This window comes from Sphaerisporangium krabiense (assembly GCF_014200435.1).
GTDB lineage: Bacteria > Actinomycetota > Actinomycetes > Streptosporangiales > Streptosporangiaceae > Sphaerisporangium > Sphaerisporangium krabiense.
In genome coordinates, this window is sequence record NZ_JACHBR010000001.1 from 3,223,793 (window position 1) to 3,241,691 (window position 17,899).

The window sequence follows — 17,899 nt, forward strand, 5'->3', positions numbered from 1 at the left end:
GCGTGGGCGCTCCTCCAGTTCGCCGACCAGGGGTATAAGAGGGCCGGAGATCGTCCTGCCCTCAGTCAACACGGGGACGAGACGCCAGCAAACGCACCAGTCGCCTGATCGCAGACTCGTCAGCAGGCGCTCACAATCGTTTCCTCTGTACCTACCGGTGTAGGCGCCCCATCTCGTCCCGCTACTAGCTAGTCAGCCAAGACGTTGACTGCTGCGCGCAGGAGTGATGCAGAACCGCTGCCGTCGGCGAAGGCAATCTTGGCTCTGGTCCTGGCGGTTATTGCGCCGGTTGCTGCGTGTGTAGCACACCTGGTGGCGAGGACCACTCTGGTGGCGTGCTGGGCCTTCTGTTTTAAGGAGGTCGTGGAGATCTTGTCGCTGCTCATCAAAACCTTGATGCCCGGAGCTAGCTTTTCGAGGGTCTCGGCGACGCGCATCAGGACCTGATTGTCGAGGGAGTAGAGCAGGATTACCTCACCCTTACCGTTGATCTGCACCTCTGCCGTCGAAGGTGAAGTGCTTTCGGTGGGTGCCCATTGCAGTGGAACGCCAAGTTCCTTAGCGAGCTGTTTGGAAAACGCTAGTGTTGCGGGGTCGAGTCGAGTTGATCGCCTTGAAAGGGGTTCGAGCAGGGCGATCGCAAGATTTAACCTAGCGCTCTCATCGGGGCATGGTACCAGAATAAGTCGATCTACGAAATCCAGTACGATTCGCGAGTTGTCGATCGATACCCACTGAGGGGAAGTATCCCTTAGTTCGTCTAGTAACTGACGGTATTCGTTCGCTGAAGGGGAGGAGCGAAGATAGCTTTCTGTCAGCGCGTAAACTGCATTGAGATCGCCGACGGCCAAGCGATTTCCGCTGAGAGCATAGTTTATGAACTCTCTTGTGGATCGCGGCGCGACGTGTGTGTACTCATCTGCTTCGATAAAGGGTCCTGTCAGTCTCCAGCAGCGATCCCATTCTTGATCCGTCAGGTCAGTCAGAAGTTCGGCAACCTCGTTATCCGAGTCCGCCGGGGGTGGCCACTCACGCCAGATCGAATCGGTGAGCACTGCGCTTGGATCGGTGCCCTCCTTCGCCACAGCCATGAACAGACCCATCCACGAGTTGATCGATCCCCGGAGGGATGCCTCGACCGCCGACGACTCTGCCGGGTGGGGTTCATCCGTTGCTTCTGCTGCGCTCGGAGCACGCTTCCGTGCAGCATCCAACAGAGTTGCCGGGATCAACTCTGCCTGTCTCTGCTCATCAAGCTTGTGGAGCAAGACTCCGAGGTAGTCGTCGTCGCCTCGTCCAAGCGCCGCGGTGAGCAGGACAGTGAGCGCCTGCGGACCAAGGCGATGAGCATCCACTTTCACCGGCAGCGGAAGATCGAGCGTTCGAAGCCGCTCGTAGGCAGCCTCAAGGTCGCCCACGCTCAGCGACTCTTCGAGTACCGCCGACCGTACGGCGTTGAGCACGGCTTCACCCACCGGGATGGGCGGATTCTGGTGGAGTACGTTCGGGAGATCCTCCATCTCGAGTAGCTGTGCACTGAGTCCGAGTCGGTCGAGACGTTTGATCTGTAGATGCGCGAGGTTGGTGGGCGTCATACCGCCACGCGCCTGAATCTCTTGCAGGACATGCAATGAGCTGGCCTCACCACCGGCCGCGAGTTCCGCGTCGAACTGGGCGATGAGGCGACCCAAGGGCTTGGCCACGCTCCACGATCTGCGCGGCCGTGCACTCATGGTCGCCTGCATCAGTCCAAGGGATTCGCGAAGTCTCCTCCTCTTCTCCCGGTTCTTACCTGCACGGAGAATGAAGGTTGTGTCCTCCGAGAAGAAGTCGATGACCGCCTTATCAACCGGGTCGTTTCGATTGAGGAGTGCCGGCGCTAGGTCGCCGGACACACAATAGGACGGTCCTGCGAAGGAAACAATTAAGCCTCGCGTTGCCCCGACCTCGGATCGCTCCCTCGCGATGACGTACATCGCAAATTCGTCGATGAGTGCCTGATATCGAGGGAGCACGACAGGGAGGTCGCTCCTCGTGAAGGCATAGTGGAGAAATGGGGCAACATGTGTGGACAGTTTGGGGTTGCCGACATCGTTGCCCATCCCCATGAACCTCGTAAGGAAGTTCTGGATGAAGGAACCGCTGGTCTCAGACGCGTCCGTGTTCACTCCGTCTCCTTCCAGCGCGCACGAAAGTCGATGTGTGCTTGGGCTACGCTTGGATCGCCGGTGCGGTAGGTAACAGATTCTTCGTTGTTCCCCATGCCCGACTTCGTAAAATTCATCGAGCCCGTCATGATCCAGCCGTTCCCGCACAGTGTCTTCTCGTGCATGTTGGGGTCACGAATGATCCGGAGTCGGTTCTCGTTCCTGATCGCTTCGCTGATGTGGTCGAGAAATGTCGTGTTGTGCGGGTTAGGCCTCGTAGCGACACAGACCTTCGTACCCGTGGCGGCTACGAGTGCGAGCATGTGTGAGAGCCTGCAGACATTCGGCGGATCATCGCCGAGGATCGAGTCGAAGGCGCCCTGGCTGTTGTCGATTACCTTGACGTCCGAGATCCACCCGGACACGACCCAGAGAGTCTTGCCCGGGTCGAGGAGTTCGCCGATCAGGGCGGTACCAACGATGTTCTCGGCTCGGAGGCCGAGGTTCTTGCCGGTACGAACCGTGCGCTCCAACGGCGTCACCTAGCGACCTCCTGCAGTTCGATCCTGACGACGAAGAGGCCGGCTGCACGCCGCACACCGGTCACCTCGCCGTACGTGCGGAGGACGTCGCGGTCCACGGGCAGTGCCGGTACTCGACGCAACACCTCGCCGAGACGGCGGGAATCGCTCGCCGGGCAGGTGAGTTCGACAGCGCCAAGGGGATCGCTTCCGAGCGAGCTTTGATACGCCCGTTCCCAGTCAGGATGTGTAAGGTCGATTCGCGGAAGGTGCTCGTCGACGATCTTCTCCAGGAGGAGACGATCGAGAACAGGCGGATGTTCGTAGTCTACGTAGGGCTGGTAGTGCCTCAGATGCTGGGATCGCGCGTCGAATCCCCGTGGCCAGAGCATGCCGAAGATCTGATCCGCGCTGAGCCCGGACCGTCCCACGTTCATCCTGCCGGCGCCGACCGCATAGGCGATCACTCGCGCGTCGACCTCGATCCCCAAACGTGATTCCAGGTGGCTCCACCCATCGAGGAGACGCAACGTGGTCCTGTCTGTTCCCGGGTTGCTGCCCGGTCGGAGCAATCGGGTGGACAGTGTGGCGACAGCGCTGTGGCGTGGAGTGCCATCAAGATCTGTCCACGCATCACGCAGTTTGCGTAGGGCGCCTGCCGCCTGATCAGCCGAACCCGCTGACCGCAGTTCAGCTATCGCGGTAGCCGCCGGTCCTTGCGGAGCCTCCTCCACAATGTTCCTCAACAACCTGGTGACCGTGCCGTCGGTGTACTCGTATGCGTTCGGCCTCATAGCATCGAGGACCAGCGACCAGAAGGCTTCCGGGGCCGCGGCGTACTCGGTCACCAACTTCTCGATGATTCCCAAGCCACCGATCGCCGTTTCCGTGATCCAGACGACGTCCGAATCCATCCCGGTCCCGGGCAGGACGTCAATGATCAGATCCTGTTCCTGAGCATCGGGACACGCGCGCAGGGTTGCGGCGAGGATCGCCGCCGCCAGAGTGTCCCGATAGGAGCGGCGTGCGAGATCCGCGGTCATCGTAGCCACGGCATCTTCTGTGAGGAGATGAGAACTGCGCTCCAGTGTTGCGATGACCGTTGGGTCATGGCTCAGCTGGATAAGTTCGGCGACGAGTTTGCTGCTGACTTCGGCCGGACTCTCAAGTTCATCCTCGCGGTAGAGAACGCCGAAGATCTTTGATAAGTCGTTTCGCCAGCTTCCATCTGCGAGCGCGGCACGTACCTCTTTCGGAGTCCTGGTTCCGTCGAGGCCTGCGAGGGAGAAGGCCGTGATGTAAATGAGGTAGAGCCATGCCCGCTTGAAGGAGTTGGTGACCGTGGCCAATTCTTGATCCTCGGTGACGGCCCGGAAGAAGGCTTGGGATCGCCATGTCGGCGATGTCAAGTACTTCCTGATGGTGTCCGTGTGCAAATCGATCGGTTCGAGTTCGATACGGACAGCGTCAACCTCGAGTTGGAAGCCCAACGCCGCAGGCTTTCCGTCGAGGGTGTACCGCACCGTCCGCCGATCCGTCCCAGCATGGCGCTCGACGGCGATATCGCACTTCGCGCCATAAGTCATACGTCGGATCTCAACCGGGTTTCCGGCGGCATGGGTACTGAACCCGATACTTCTGATGCGATTCCGCCACGCCGTTGCGAGGGGCACGTCGCCTGGGTATGGGTCCCTGCCTTCCGGCACCCTCACCTCGGTCGCCCACTGCGGGACGCCCTGCGAACGGTCAGCGATCTCGCTCAGTGGTTCACTTAGCTTCAACTGGTACGGGCGGACCACCGCGATGCCGTTGGGGAAGACGTGGTCCTGAGGGTGCCAAATGCCCTCGTTGACGCAGGCAGGTACCAGGGCTTCGGTCAGTTCGAGGGCGTTGCCGCTCTCTGGCACGGGAATCCATGTACGGTGCTCGTCCCGTTGAACTCCGTAGCGTCGACTGACTCTCCCGGGGACCGCTTCCCTGAGCGCCTTCGCGATCGGCAGACGTTCCTCCGCTGATCCGGTGTCGAAGGGCAGATCGAACTCGACCTCAGGAGCGTTGAGAGGGTCGAACAGGGAGCGAGTAACAAACTCCGGCAGCATGGAGTGTGGCGCTGTTCCTGGATCACGACGAAGGCCATGCCACCCGGTCTTGAGCCGCCGAAGAGAGGTAGGGACAACTGAGAGAAGCAGCGAGCGCGGTTCCTCCCAGAGCAGAGCCTGCGCCTCCTCACCCGTGATGTTCAACGCGGCCGCAAGGTGCTTGGCCAGATTGTCTTGTAGCTCTTGCACGTTGAGGAGATTCTCGAGCAATCCGGCTAATTGCTCGGCGGCGACGGGGTTGCGACCATCGCCTTGCTGTATCGGCGCAGTGAGCAGATACCTAGGGTCGTCCCAAGAACTCTGCTTCCGCAGAGTGAAGGCAAGCCAGTCGAGCAGCGACTGCGTAGCTTGAATCTTGAGGACGTAGCGATTATGGATCGGAAGGCGGCGCGCGCTCAGTTCGGGAGCGAAGAGCGTCTCGTACCCCTGGTAGCTCAGGCGGTCCCGTCCGTAGTCGGATAGCGTGACGATGGTGATCGGCCGCGTCCCCCGAGTTCTGCCCGCGCGGCCTCGCCTCTGGATGAACGCCGCTGCGTCGTAAGGCGCCTTGTGCTGAAGTACAAGACCGACTCGCGGATCGTCGAAACCCACCTCAAGCGATGCCGTGGCGACCGTCAGGTTGGCGTTGAGATCCATGCCGGCGTCCTGGCTCGAGGTACGCCCGATCCTGAGGTCGCCCATATTCAACTCTGCATCAAGCGTGTGGCCGATCTTCTCGATCAGGTCCCACGATTGGCCGTCGCGGAGGCGCTCGCTCCACTGCGGAATATTGGGTGCTCTGAGCCCGGCGAGAACGGGTTTCCTACGCTTGCGGAACCCTGACCTGGTCTGTCCGCCCTCTGCATCACGGAGGTTGTTGTAGAACCGGTTCGTCACGTCCAGGTCGTCTGTGAAAAGGAAGCCCGTAGAGCCGTAGAGGAGCGACTGTCCTTCCATATCGAGTATTCGACCGAGTAGCATGGCGGTCTGAATCGAGGTTGAAAGATGGCTTGCTCCTGAGGTGGGGTCGCTCCGCAGCGCGATTGAGTATTCCCTGCCCTCCTCTTCCAACTCGTCGTCGGCGGGTTTGACGTATTCGACCGTGTGGTCATGGAGGCCGGTCAGTTCCGCAAAGAACCGACCGGCGTCCTTCAGGGTCGCGCTCAAACCAACGAACGTGACGGGACGCCTGATGGCGTGCCGCCATCGCCGCAGCAGCAGGGCGACCTGGGCGCCTTGAGTTCCAGAATAGGTGTGGACCTCATCGAGAAGGACGAGTCGTGGAACGTCATGTCCTGTCCAACCTAGGAGCTTGCCAAGGCCGGCGTTTGAACTATTGCGATTCAACTGTTCTGTGGTCGTGAACAGCAAGTCCGGGGGTTGCTCACGCAGCGACTTACGGGTGAGCGCGAGTGCTCCGTCTGGAATCACATATGCGCACTTCACACACTTGAGGAGTTCGCGGCCGGCCTTCCGGTCGGCATGGGTCCACAGGAGCTCACCTTTCGGGCACTTTGGGCAACTCAAGTACGGGCAGACCAAGCCAGCGTCACGCTGCTTCCAAGCCCTCCGTGCCATGTTGTTGGGCATGTCGAGGGCGTCCGCTTTACTGGGGGTGTCCGCGTACAGGGCACCGACCCTCAGGGGGCGGCGTTTCATCCGGGCAAGCCTCGGTGTTAGGTCCGCAGCGGTGGCAATCGCCGTACGGAGTTGGTCCCGGAGCAGTTCCTTTCGCGGGTAGAGAGCTAGAGTATGGAGACTCCGCCTATTCGGTCGCGCCGCCTCAGCCATCGCGGCAAACGCAGGGAGGTAGAAGGACAAAGTTTTACCACTACTGGTTCCCGCGCCAACGATGATGCCCGAGGACCGGTCGTGGCTGAGGGAGGAGTAGATGGCGGATGTCGCCGCGACCTGGAAGCGGCTCAGTTGCCGGTTCCCTATTTGCGCAATCGCGATCGCGTCCTGCAGCGCACCCCAGTTGGCGACCGAACGAAAGCGTTCAACCGCCTGGCTTACCGGGATGTCGCGTCTCGGGTATCGACGTTTGGCGGTATGGATGCGGTAATCGGCGACGAGGGGGCGCCCGCGACTCCACCAGTTGTGCGGGAATGATCCATCGCGCTGACGCCAGTCGAACAGTTGGCGCAGGTTGGCCGTGAGTCGGAGCGCCTCGGCGAAACGACTGCGATAGCGCGGGGGCGAGGTTGCGGGGAGCTTGAAGAGCAGGGCGTGGTCGACGAGTTCGTCGAGAACGTCGTCGACGTTCATTTCCAAAGGTGGTTGCTGCTCGCCGAGGACCGTGAAGATGACGTCCCTCACCTCTTCTTCGGAAAGCGCCCGATCGGTGATCCCCCAGGCCAGGAGAGGGAGTTCTCGATCTTCCAGGGCGTTGAGCAGTTGCCCCGCGAACTCTCGGCTCAGGGCATCCTTCACGAGGTCCTCCTCCGAAGTTCGATTTCGTGATCGATCGAGAACCTTCGCAGGAGGTGGATCTCCTCGTCCGCGAGATCCTTAAGCGTCAGAGTCCGGCCGGTCAGCCGATCCAGGACCGACAACAACTCGGCTGGTACGTCGGGCGCTTGATGAAGATCGTCAGAAAGTTGCTGGAACTTGTTCGTGAAGATCCCGACGTCGGATGCCGTGAGGGTGGCGCTAGAAGCAATCTTCCGCAATTCGGTCAAGCGCTCTCTGGCCTGTGCCAGCTCAGCCTGCTTTAACATGGGCAGTCTGTTAGTAGGCAGAGCATCGAGTTGTTCGGTCGCCCATGTATGCCAGGCCTCGTGCGTGGCCTCCCTGATGCTCGCTGCGGCCTTGTCAATCTTCTGCTTCGCCGCGTTGAACGCTGAATCGGACGGGAGCGCACCACCCTCGGCCCTCCGGGCGAGGTCGTTGAGTCCGGCAGGGGCGCTGGAGAGATCGATCTCTCGGTCGGTCTCTTTTATCACTGCCCGGGCCACACGAAGTTGGTTACCCAACTGTCCTAAGGCAGTCCTGACAGCCTGGAGGCGCTGGCGCACTCGCTGTGCTTGCTGCTCACCTTGCTGGCCCAGTTCAAGGCGCCGGACCTCACCACGCAAGATGCTCGCCTTGTCCAAGACGGAGATTGGCGGTGTCATTCCTTGGTGCCGTCCGTCCCGATCAGATCCACCCACTCCTGGAGAAGCCTCTGCACTTCCTCTGTGACCGAGTCACCCATGGCGTCCGTCCGCTCACTGGCATCTGCGAGTGCTCGTGTCAGCCAGGTATCCGAGGCCATCAGGAAATGGCGGATCGCTTGGAGACTCGTGCCATGGTCACGAGCGGCCGCTACGAACTCCTTCTCGAACCGGCCCTCTGCCGATGTAGAGGCGATGGCTTCGAGATCCCGTTCAGCAACGGCTACCGTACGCCAGTCCGCGCTCTCGGCGGCTGCGGCCAGTTGAAGAATCCTCTGCCGCTCCACTAGGTTCGGCGACAGACCGACGGTGTCAGCGGCTTCGAGGCTGGCTCGGACAGCGTCCACCGTGGCCTTGCCTTCAGCGCCACGCGGCGCGCGCGATCTGATCTCCGCGACAGTCTCTTTGAGTCGGCTGGTCTCCTCGCCGACCACACTACCGAGGCCGTTGAGTCCTGAGACGGTAGTGTTGCCGACCCATTTGGGCACTCCGCCCGAGGCATCCCAACGCCAAGACCGCGCAGCTTCCAGGACGAGTGGCAGCGCTCGGGCAGCATCGATCATGCGCACGGAACCTGTCGCCCCTTGGCTGATCCCCAGGCGTGATCGGAGAGCCGCCACCAGCGTTGGGCGTTCACGCAAGTGCCTTTCAAGTAGTTGGCGCCAGGCCGGAACCCGAGACTCCAGGTCCCTGCGGTTCCAGGTGCTGCCATCGTCGAAAGCAGCATCCGTGAGGTCGGTATCGCTCATCCCGGGCCAGACTCGGCCGGCCAGCGCTGCGCCCATAAGCGAAACCCTTAGACCTATGACGAGGCTCTCATCAGAACTCTCGAGGGATTCTACAAGCGCTTTGGAAAAGATTCCAGCGTAGCGCTCGGCGATGCTCGCCAGTCGCCAGGTCGCCTCCGAACGCGCGCCAGGGACTCCCGCTTGCGACAACAGCAACGACTGAAAGAACTGGCTGTTAGCCGCATTCTTGGAGAAGGAGATTGGCGCCTTTTCAGCTCCAGCAATGTTTTCCGTTGCTCCCCTGATCGAGACAGTGGTTGCCTTGGCAGGCCAAACCTTATCGATCTCGCCCCTGCCTAATTCCTTCATGAGAGGGGAAGACCAAAGGTAACGGCGGGTGACCGCATCCACCACCAGGGTGCGCAACTCCCGAGAGAGATTTGAATCAAGTGGTTTGTCGCGCGACGCCCAATCTTCGAGCGATTGCAGTCTTCTCTTGAGCGAAGTCGAGACCGGGTCGCTCAGAGGTGGAGGGACGGTCTTGTTGACCGCCCCTGCGCCTCGATTATTATCACCATCGCTACTCGTTGGGAGCGAATCGTCCCCAAAGTTAGGCAAGCCGAACGCTTGCCGGATACCCTCCTCGATACGCCCGGGATTGGCTGGGGCATCCGCCCAGAACTCGAGAATGAGTCGGTGCCTGTCCGGGTCGGCATTGTTATGATTTCCGATAAACTCGTCGACGCTTGTCGGCAGAGCAGGGTCGATCTCTGCCGTTTGGAACCGCTCGCGGAAGCGTGCGGTGGGGAAGGCGCCGTCTCGAATTTCGTTGGCCGAGTCGACCAGGACCGGACGAATGACGTTGCCAAGGAAGCTACGGGGCACGAACGCCCAGGGCCGGTCGGGTGGAGCAATCGAATGAACCATGCGGAGAAGCGAGGAGCGGTTGAACGGGTAGAGACCGTATCCCTCGCTCGTTTGGCCGAATGACTCGTGGCATTCGATCTTGAAGGAGCAACTCTCGCAGGCGTTGGAGAAGTCCTGCCCGCCAGCTTTTTCGAGAGCTTCTCGGCCGACACGTGCGGCGTTGAGGTATCGGCCTGCGAACGAGGCGATCTCTTCTATCCCAGTGTTTGCCTTATCGAAAACTCGATCGAGATCATAGACGTAACCCGTGGTGGAGGCAGCTACCCGACTCATCACGGTTTCTGGAAGGTCTCGGAAGTAACCGGTGGTCACCGCCATCAACGTACGCATACTTGCGTAACGTTGACGTCCCTCTCGGGTTGCCGCTTCGGTGAGTGCTTCCAGGAGTTCGCGCTGCACACCCTGAATAAGCGCGAAGTCCTCCACTAGGAGGATGATCTCCTTGCCCTGCTTTGCATAGGTCTTTCGAACCTCGAGCATCGCCTGGACAAGTCGACCAACCCCGATATTGGAAGCACTTTTTACGGCGTGTTCCATATGCTCATTTAACATGTTGACGGCGTCCTGCTGAAGGCTCGGCGTGGATAGCAGTTTCGCCAGGAGTCGCTGTGCAATAATCGAAGCCTGCTTCACCTCCTGAACATCCAGTGGAAGGTCTTCGACCGAGAAGCCCGGGGGACGCTCAGGCTTGTCCAGATCTCGATTGTTCAGAAGTTGGGCCGCGTACTGCGGTATGTATTTTCCGGAGGCGAGGAGGTATTGCTGAATGTAAGGGTCTTGGAGGATTGCCGCGAGCCCTTTCGGGCCGGAAAGGATGCGCGCCTGCTTGGATGGCACCTCATCTGACCCGGTCTTCGCAAGTGCCTCATTCAGCGCATTGACAAGGCGGCGCGACAAACTCTCCTCGGTCATCCCCTCGCTGAAAGAGCGGACGTCCTTGCGGAGTTGATCTAGAGAATCTCCTTCGGCGCCCTCGAGAAGTTTCTCCACGACGGATTTGAGACTGGTCTCCGTCTTCTCGAGGTAGATCACTCGCCGTCGCACAGAGGGGGGAATATGTTCCCGCACCCACCGGACCAAGTGAGATTTTCCGGATCCGGAGTCACCGACCACTGGCATCAAGAGAGTGCCTGTGTTCGATTTGGCTTCCAGGAAGTCTTGCAGAACGATTCGCTCGTCGGCGGTCGCGTTCGTTGGCGTCAGAGAACGACCATTGATAAGCGAACGCCTGATCCTCAGTGGGGCGTGCGTCGCGAGGAAAACCCCAGCGGACGGGTTAACTGCCTCTGTGCTGATTGTCGCAGATGCAGTTTCGGGCACCCAGCAGAGGTAATTGCGAAGGTCAGCCATTGTAATCCTTGAAAACAGTGACCGAACTGAACGTGTGCGGGGTCGCTGGGCGTTCCCGGTCATAGATGCTCAACAGCTGCTTGGCGTCGGCCTCTCGACCGAACTCGAGCCATTCCTCATAGCCTCCACGCAATAAAGCGAACGAGAGCGCAGGACCGGCAGTCGTGTCACCGGGATCTTCGACTCCAAGAGAGCGCGAATAGGCGCCACCCGGCAAGACCGGCAGTTGATCACGCAGCGAGCGCACGAACTCCACTGCGTTGACATTCGCTTTGTGCTCCCAGATCTCCATCACGGTCTGCCTTATAGCCACGGTGCAGTCAGGTACGTAATGATTGGGGTCTCCCATGGTGGGCAGTGCCGGCGCGGCCAGCCCGATGGTGGTGGCCCAGGACGTGAACCTGTTCCAGCGTGTGGGATTGGGGATGGCGGGGCGAGCCTCGGCTATCAAAGCGCCGTCCTGCATGGCTTCGAAATTGTTCGCCCCGACTGTGACCGCTGTCGGGTCCAAGCTGAGGAACCAACAAAGCGCTCGATTGAGATCAGCCGCACCGGTAGTCTTGTCGCCCTTCATGATTACTTGGTTCAACTCAGGTTCGAATACTGCTTTTCGCAAAACGGTACAGAAATCTTCCCAGTGGGTACCATCGAGGGTCGCCGCCCGCCCTGCGAGCGAGATCCGTTCTTCCTCGGACTTCTGAATAAAACCCAGGCCCAGTAGTGTGCTAATAGCCTGATCGAACATTTTATGATCACCGCCAGTAAGCGACGATGGGCTAAGCAATTTGCGTGTTCGGTCCAGTGTCATTGGCCGATTCTCGTGAACAAGAAGTCGTACCACAGCCCACATGGGTACGGGAAGGGATGCGTCGACATTGATCAGAGTCATCTAAAGAGCCCTCAGCGCGCTTTGAATGGAGAAGGTGCTGCTATGAATGTCAACAAGACGGTGTCCCGGTTTCATGGGGTGCTGCACATCCTGATGATGGATTAAATAGGTTAGGTCGGTACTCCAGAAGCGATCCTTTACGTCATCTTCTATATTGTATTGACTGGAGCCGGATACCCAGACAACAGGACCTTGATAACTATTGAGAAGGTCCTTATCTCGATCTGCGATGACAACGCTAGGGCGGACCGACTTCTGAATCCTGCGAAAGATGCGGTCATCGATACCCGGACCTCCGATCACCGTGATACCTCGATGACATAACGCCTCGAGCAGATCGGAAACAAGGCTTCTGGCTTCCCCTTCGTCCTTCCACCAGATGCTCACGTTCCTATCGCCCTCGGCCATATAGTTCCGCAGTGGAAGGTTCGAGTCAATCTGCCATTGAGCAAGTGACGGGTGTGGTTGCCACCCGGTCCTAAAAAAACCTCCTAGAGGTGGAAGCGCCTTCTTCTGGCGGCAATGATTGCATCCTCTGCAGTTCGGCGAAGTGCGGAGTAGTCCGTCGCTGGTCGGCAGGGTATAGTACTCGGCGAGCACGTCTGCCATGCACACGTCGCCGGCGACTGCATTCTCAAGTTTCGCAAGTGCTTTCCTCTGGCTCGTAAGCATTCCACTTCGCGCATCCTCGATCACTTTATTGAAGTATTTCCGGCTGTTAGTCGCGCCGTCGAGGATCACGATCTCTACACGGGTGGGCAGTGTCTCGTAGTAGGCCGTGAGTCGTTCCGCCCACTCATCTTCCAGTTCGTCTGCACTGCGGCCCGGTAACGCCGGAGTCCTCACCTCAACCAGTTTGGCCCGCACCATAAGGTTGAGTGTGCGGATGTTCCAGGTGCGGTTCATCTCGGTGCTGATGGAGATGTTTGGCGGTCGCGTGTCCAAGTTGATCAGATAGCCGTCCTCTGTCTTGGCCACCTTGTTGTTGAACATGCTGATCCACCTAGGCCATGCCTGGCCCTTAATGATGACCGGATTGTTTAGGCTCTTGGCGATTTCACTGTCTCGCCGAGTCCTGGCCATGTAGGCAATGGACGGGGAACCGTCGCGTCCTCCGCGGCCAACCTCCTGGTAATACCGGTCTACGGTCTCCGGCAGGCAGGCGTGAACCACGCTCTTCACATCTGCCAGGTCGATCCCCAAGCCAAAGGCGGACGTACCGACGATCACGTCGTAGCGTGTGGGGAGCGGACCGGATGCTCCGTCACCGCTCCATCCCTCCATCCGTTCACGCCGTTCGTCGGCGCTGGAGTCGCCCGTGATGGACGTCGTGCGGAGGAACCCTTCCTTCTTAATCCGCCCCTCCCAGTTGTGGGCATCCTCGACCGTGGACACGTACAAGATCAGCGGTCGCGGCAACTTCGCCACCGCTTCCAGCACAACCTCCGTCCGTTCGTGCTCTGGTAAGGACTCGATGTAGTAACTTGGTTCACTCCTCAACTCGGAGGCCCAGACGACCTGGGTTGTCTCTGATTCACCGTAGAGATCCTTAATCGCGTCGACCTGCTGTGCCGTAAGGGTGGCACTCATCGCGATCGTTCGCGGCTCCCGCCCCTTTGGTGAGCGACGTATCCATGCACGGCGCTGGCCTGCCATCGCCTGGAAGTCCGGACGGAATTCATTGCCCCATTGCTCGATGAGATGCGCCTCGTCGATGACGAAATAGCGCAAGAACCCTGCTTCGGCGGCCTCGTCCAACGCCTTTTGGAGGCCGGTGGTAACTGACTCCGGAGCAGCATAGATGACCGGTTGCCGGCCAGTGCGGATGTCATCGCGAAGTTCACGCTTCAAATCAGCTGGGAGTTCCCCTATGTAGGCGTAACGCCCGCTCGGTGCGGCACGCCTACTCTCACCCAGGAGTTGCTTCGTCCGCCGTTCCATGTCTAGTGCCAGTACGACAGTGGGCACGACGACGACTGATACGCCAACTCCCTCCGCGTTGAGCAGGATTGGGGCAAGTGCGACAGGGGTCTTACCGTGCCCTGTCGGGAGGCACAGGATTGTTGTGCTTCCCGAAGGTGCCATTGCGATTGAGCGGGCGACCTGACGCTGGCCTACTGAGTAGTAAGTGTCGTATCCAAGGGACGCGGCCCAGAACGGGTCAGCCGGTAGACCATCGAGAGTACGCCGTTGCAGCGAATCCTGACCTCGGTAGACTTCGCGAAGGTCGGCTTCGGCCGCCTCTTTCGCCAGGCCGTCAGGAGTGGACGGGTGCCAAGGCGCCGCGCTCACCACCAGCTGCTTCGGGCCTGTCTGCACAGCCTGGCATGCGCTTTCCCACCACTGGTCGAAGGTCGGAAGAAGCGGATCAATCGGCACGGTGAGGGGCGAGCGATTCTCACGCGCGACGGACTCCAGGAGTATTTGACGGGTGAGGGCAGCCACGTCACGACTACCTGCGACTCCGAGGGGCAAGGCTACTAGTGCGTCCGCAAGTCGACGTACAGTTCCACTGGCCCTGTCAGGAACCATGACATTCGGCCATTCGGCATACATTTGTTTAGCCTGAACCCAGCTACTCGAGTTCATCGCATGCCTATCTGCTGGCCGAATCGGACGATGCAGGTCGCTGCAACAACCCTGACCGTTGGGCGCGTAAGGCTGTCGATGAGCGTCTGTGTTACGGTCACGTTCGTGAGCAAACTCTCGGCGTCGCCCACCAGGTGCCCTGCTAGTTGGCGCGTGTGCGCCTGCGCCACGGTGACAGCGACGCGCTGCCTTGCCTCATCTTGAGATCGCGCACACCGCTCGGACAGCTCTTTCGTTTCAATCAAATGGGTTCTTGCGGCCGACTCCGAGGAGGACCCCGAGGCCTGGTAACCCTCCCATCCGTTGAAGATCTCGAGTAAACCCGGTAGGCGTGTCGCGTTGAAGTTCTGGTCCGTCTTCTTGTCGTAGGGTTGGTCCAGCCACGCCCGGGCTCTCCCATCGGTGACTGGCTTACCGGTTCCCGCGTCAACCCAGACCTTGAGCGTGAACGGAGCCAGAAGTCTGTCGGCCTGGCGCCGCAGTGCGCGAATCGCGTCGGAATGATCGCCCACAAGGCTGAGAGCATCCGTGAGATCTGCCTCGACCAGGTAGTCGAAGCCGAAGTACGCACGCGAGTCCCCTCGGTATCCCCTGTCGAGTCGCCGGAACGCTGCTGCCTGGCCACGGTCCTCCCGGTACACGGCCTCGGCCAGAACATCGACAAGAGGGTTACCGATGCGGAGGAGTCGTGTGCCTGGGTTCCTGAGGGCGACGTTGCGGTTGAGTGTTCCTCGCGAAACCTCGGGCGTGAGCCACGGGCGCACGGCACGCCACAGACGTGGCTCAACCTTCGGCGTCGGGCCGGATACGTCAAAGATCATATTCAGGGAACCGCCGACGGTCCTCTCCTCGTAGCGGAGTCCGATTCCGCCAGAGGTGTCGACATAGCCGCATAGGGCCTGGCTGGTGTCGCGCCAACCGGCTTCCATTTCCAACAGGGAAGTGGCGATGTCACGGCCCTCAATTGAGGTCTCGTGGATGGATTCGAGTATGTCCATCTTGTCGATCTCTCGTCGGGCCTCGGCGAGGTTGGCCTTGACCCGTGAGGCCATGGCCGGTAAGCCTTCGAGGCCATGCTCAAGTCCTGAAGCCCAGACGTCGTTCAGTCCTTCAGTGATGGCATCTTGAAGCGTCGAGACGGACACCGAGAACAACTCGTACCCATTCACCAACAGTTCAGCCCATGCCTCGAGGTAGGAGGCACCGGTGCCCTCATCGGCCAATCGGTACTGCGGAGCGGGGGTCCGCTGGTCGGCTGATCCGGGGTACCTGTCCACGCGGCCGAGTCGCTGCTCGAGTTGGTTCGGCGACCAGGGCAACCGTAGATGGATTACCGCGTCCGCCTCCTGGAGGTTGAGCCCTTCCTCTGCGGTGTCGTCTGCGATTAGTACGCGAGTCTGGGGGCGCTCCTTGGCAGACCACTTCACCAACGAGCGCTCTGACGTCTCGGTTCCCACCCTCTCTGAGTGTTCAAGAGCGGCGATGTTTGGGAAGCGTCTGCTGATGCAGTCTGTGATCGCCCCTGCAAGCATCCCTGGTCCGCAGAAGATCACCGTCCGGCGACTCTTCTTCAGCGCCGGCAGCAGATCAGTCACGAGTGCGTTGACAATCTGAGACGGGTCGGTTTCCTGCCCCGCCGCCTGCCAATTGGTAAGCAAGGGGCGTTCCACCTCGAGGACTTCAGGCTCGGCCAGTAGAGCGCGCTCTTGGGCACTCAGCCCTGCCCGAACGGCTGCTTCTTCGTCTTGGTTGACACGCCAGGCAAGCGCGTCGCTCAGGTCGTTGGTCCAACCGCTCGCCCGGGTAGAGAGGACGGCGAGCACCATTGCGTACTTCGCCTTCTGGTCCTCTAGGTCATGATCGAGAAGGTAATCCCAGATCATGGATCGCCAGTTCATGAGCATGGTTTGGGCGGCCTCGAGCGCATTGTTCGTCGTCGGCAAACTGACGGGGGATTGCCGTCCCCGGACCTCGTAGGGGAGGTACATGGCTTCGGGATCATCGACGGTGACGCTTAACCTACGGTGTCTGATAACGCGGCGGTGGAGTCTGTAAGCCTCGCTGATGTGCGCCCGAAGCGCCTCGGTTCGCGCCTTGAGGTCGGCTTCGTCGACGCCTTCGCGGAGTTCGTCCTCCTCATCCAGCAGGGTGAGGACCTCTTGGCTCAGTTCACGGAATCGCTCGTCGGAGTCGGGGATGAGCTTTTCGATGTCTGCGATTGCGTCGGGAAGCAGGTAGGTGAACTCGCTGTCCAGGGCGTGAACGTAGTTCGCGAGTTCGGAGCGCAGTTGGTACTTGTGTTCGAACGCAGCGAGATCGGACCATTTGTAGAGGTTTGGGTCGAGGAGATGTAGCAGCGCAAACTGGGTCAGGTGGTTCGACATGACGGGAGTCGCGGTCATAAGGAGAACACGCGTCGAGGTGTGGACGATGTGCGCGAGTTGCCTATAGGGACTGGCCTCCGCAGTTGTGACCTGGACAAGGCGGTGCGCCTCGTCCACAACGACCAGGTCGCTACCCTCCCAATCGGACCATCGTTCAGGGGATTCGTGAGAGAGGATCTGGATTTTCGCGCAGGGGAAGTCCTCGATGAAGAACTTGTCGACAAGTTCCCGTCGCCACTGGCGTCGTAGGACGTCAGGAGCGATGACGCTGACTTTGGCACGGGGATTATCGATCAAAGTCTGGCGGACCACATAGCCAGCCTCGATCGTCTTACCTAAGCCGACCTCGTCGGCGAGTAGGTAGCGCTGCACGGGGTCGGACAGCACGGTAAGTGCCGCGTGCACCTGATGCGGGAAGAACTCGACGGCTGAAGACAGCAGCGCCGAGGTGCTGGCGGAGGCTGCGCGCTGGGCGACGATGTTCCGGAGGAACGGCAAGCGAGCGTTGTGGAAGTAGCCAGATTCGTTGCCAGCCGAAGTCAGGACCTGGACGGGGTCTGCGACGGGCCGGTCCCACCGTACCCGCAGTTCGTCCTCCCGGACAGGGAAGTCGAAGTCGACGTTCGGAAACCGAACGAAGTACTCGCCGGGATCAGTCTGGTCCTTGACCCTGCCAGCCATCCACACCCCGGTGTCCGGGTTGCGCCGATACACCCGCGTCTCGGGGGCAAGGGCCACGTGCTTGCATTCAGTTTCCGGAACAGTCACGGAGTGAGCTACGGGCTCGGCCACAGATTCGAAGAAGTCGATTTGCACCTGCAAGTTGGAGACGTGGCTAACTCGTCCGACGCCGGGGGAACCGGCGTACTCGACCAGTTGACCGACGACAAATCGTTTCGACAAGTGGGCGAGCCTCCCTTCGCTTGCGCAGAGGACCATCGAGGTGGAACGGTCCCGTGTCTCTACTGGTGCAAAGTTAGCGGGTTGGACTGACAAAATGCCGCAACCAGCCAGGATTTCACGCAAGGACGGACGTCTATCACAATCCGTATGCATTGTATTACGTGCCGTTACCAACGGCAAACTCCTTGTTGATCTCCAGACTCTGTCGCATCTCCTGCTCGTGACAAT

The 17,899-nt window shown here is 60.1% G+C and carries 8 protein-coding genes; all 8 read right to left on the reverse strand.

Going from position 1 to position 17,899, the window contains the following annotated elements; genetic code table 11:
• Nucleotides 1-188: 188 nt before the first annotated feature.
• From dpdD to dpdE, 8 genes are read right to left on the reverse strand one after another with little or no spacing between them, the layout of a single operon-like run.
• On the reverse strand, nucleotides 189-2,168 hold the full coding sequence (gene dpdD / locus BJ981_RS14455; protein WP_184611663.1) for a protein DpdD: 1,980 nt from the start codon (nucleotides 2,166-2,168) through the stop codon (nucleotides 189-191).
• The gene (dpdK, locus tag BJ981_RS14460) at nucleotides 2,165-2,689 is read right to left on the reverse strand and encodes a phospholipase D-like domain-containing protein DpdK (RefSeq protein ID WP_184611665.1); all 525 of its coding nucleotides are present in this window, start codon (nucleotides 2,687-2,689) and stop codon (nucleotides 2,165-2,167) included. The genes dpdD and dpdK overlap by 4 nt, the downstream gene beginning before the upstream one ends.
• A complete protein-coding gene (dpdJ, locus tag BJ981_RS14465) occupies nucleotides 2,686-7,179 on the reverse strand; it encodes a protein DpdJ (protein ID WP_184611667.1) in 4,494 nt (1,497 codons plus the stop codon). The genes dpdK and dpdJ overlap by 4 nt, the downstream gene beginning before the upstream one ends.
• Nucleotides 7,176-7,841 (reverse strand): hypothetical protein, encoded by a 666-nt coding sequence (locus BJ981_RS14470; RefSeq protein ID WP_184611669.1) that lies wholly within the window; start codon nucleotides 7,839-7,841, stop codon nucleotides 7,176-7,178. The genes dpdJ and BJ981_RS14470 overlap by 4 nt, the downstream gene beginning before the upstream one ends.
• A 17-nt stretch (nucleotides 7,842-7,858) precedes the next feature.
• Nucleotides 7,859-10,969, reverse strand: a complete 3,111-nt coding sequence (gene dpdH / locus BJ981_RS14475; RefSeq protein WP_307837848.1) for a protein DpdH — start codon at nucleotides 10,967-10,969, stop codon at nucleotides 7,859-7,861.
• On the reverse strand, nucleotides 10,899-11,795 hold the full coding sequence (dpdG, locus tag BJ981_RS14480; RefSeq protein WP_260324643.1) for a protein DpdG: 897 nt from the start codon (nucleotides 11,793-11,795) through the stop codon (nucleotides 10,899-10,901). The genes dpdH and dpdG overlap by 71 nt, the downstream gene beginning before the upstream one ends.
• Nucleotides 11,796-14,384, reverse strand: coding sequence for a protein DpdF (dpdF, locus tag BJ981_RS14485; RefSeq protein ID WP_307837849.1), 2,589 nt, complete (start codon nucleotides 14,382-14,384; stop codon nucleotides 11,796-11,798).
• On the reverse strand, nucleotides 14,381-17,824 hold the full coding sequence (dpdE, locus tag BJ981_RS14490; RefSeq protein WP_307837850.1) for a protein DpdE: 3,444 nt from the start codon (nucleotides 17,822-17,824) through the stop codon (nucleotides 14,381-14,383). The genes dpdF and dpdE overlap by 4 nt, the downstream gene beginning before the upstream one ends.
• Nucleotides 17,825-17,899 lie beyond the last annotated feature (75 nt).

Excerpts from the sequence above, each read along its gene's own strand:
- dpdF (WP_307837849.1), bottom strand. The coding sequence starts at position 14,384 with ATGAACTCGAGTAGCTGGGTTCAGGCTAAACAAATGTATGCCGAATGG.
- dpdG (WP_260324643.1), bottom strand. The coding sequence starts at position 11,795 with ATGACTCTGATCAATGTCGACGCATCCCTTCCCGTACCCATGTGGGCT.
- dpdH (WP_307837848.1), bottom strand. The coding sequence starts at position 10,969 with ATGACCGGGAACGCCCAGCGACCCCGCACACGTTCAGTTCGGTCACTG.
- dpdE (WP_307837850.1), bottom strand. The coding sequence starts at position 17,824 with ATGCATACGGATTGTGATAGACGTCCGTCCTTGCGTGAAATCCTGGCT.